This window comes from Alteromonas sp. ALT199 (assembly GCF_018619335.1).
GTDB lineage: Bacteria > Pseudomonadota > Gammaproteobacteria > Enterobacterales > Alteromonadaceae > Alteromonas.
The window spans coordinates 1-1,492 of the sequence record NZ_JAHHDX010000021.1; the positions used below are offsets into that span (position 1 = coordinate 1).

1 protein-coding gene is annotated in these 1,492 nt (G+C 42.2%); it reads right to left on the reverse strand.

Annotated elements, in window-relative coordinates:
- Nucleotides 1-1,324, reverse strand: a 1,324-nt coding sequence (locus tag KL866_RS02845) for an ABC transporter ATP-binding protein (protein WP_214993248.1), incomplete at its 3' end; no start/stop codon positions are given.
- Nucleotides 1,325-1,492 lie beyond the last annotated feature (168 nt).

The window sequence follows — 1,492 nt, forward strand, 5'->3', positions numbered from 1 at the left end:
CGCGAATATCGGCAATGGTTGCCTGTGGATGTGCCAATTTCAAATAACGCTCTATAGACACTTCAATAATTAAAGAACGATCTAAAATGGTAACGGCCTGACGTAACTCGTGCGTGTCATAATCGTTTAGGCTAAGTTCACCTAATAATATATCGCCTGACTTCACGCGATCGTATTGCTTTACTAGCCCCAACAGTTGCTTCTGAACCCAGCTTTTATCGGTAGTAACGAAATACTTGGTAGCTGGCTCGAACACCACGTTTAAATGACAAGTATCATTGCCATGTGTAAGCTCAACGTTATTAAAAACCAATTTAGACGATGCCGGTATATGCTCTGAAGCGTTCAGCTCTTCTTGAGGCATAGCTAGAGCACCACCCAGCTTTTCAGCCGCGCCATACAGTTCATAGTATAATTTAAGGTATTGAGTAAAACGCGATAAACCGAAGAATACGGCAGACATAACAAGCTCAGCCGCAACTAACTGACCAATAGACAATTCACCTTGTACAACAAGTACACCACCAATACCAAGTAACGAAGCACTGGCCACGGCATACATCAATAGGAACATGACCACCTGAGAAAAAGTGTAGTGGAAGTGACTTTTGTGCTTTTCAACATAGTTACTTATGTAACCTTCAGTACTGCGACCCGCGTATTCCACATGATCGGCCGATTTGAAAAATTCGTGAGCAATAGCAATGTCGTGCAGCCATTTTGCCGAATCATACTTGGCGTGAGAAAGTTCGATGGCCGTGCGTTTAGCGCCACGCCCCCAAATTTTCCACACAGCGTACATGGTAAGTAGAAGCACAACGTTAAACGCGAAAAGCGCAGGATGGTAAAAAGATACTAAAGTAAAGCCCACCAGCATTTGCAATACCAACGCGAACCCGTCGATCATTAGCGAAGGCACGTTCTTTTGAAATGTCATGATATCGAAATAACGCTGCGTAATGCTTACGTTCTGTCGACCTTCAAAAAAGCTGTGCGGGGCCAGAATAGTCTTCAGCCCCAGATCTGCTGTAAGACGTGCATAAATTTTGCGCTCGTAAAATTCCATTACGCGCATACGAAGGGCGCTGAATACACCTGATATAAACAAGGTAAGAAACAGAACAACAGCCAATATAATAACCGCTCGAGTAGAGCCAATGTTGGCAATACTGTTAATTAGCGTTTGCACCGCTATAGGTACTGCAAGGGTCATCAAACTAATTGCTACGCCATAAGTGATAGCAACCCCGAAAAAGCCAGCCTCTGGTTTTAATAACGAAAACAGTGTTTTTCGCGTTTTACGTAGATTTATTGGTTTAGCCATAGTTATGTCTTCAATATACCGCTAGCTCAGAAAAGTCAGTAATGTGTTGTTTCAATTCGCCTGTACAACAACAATTATAGTGTAGTGCAATGGTCAGTTAGAATAAATCTGTTATATTCTTAATAGTTCATCGAAAATAGTTGCGAATATAAATAATGGGGTCAGAGT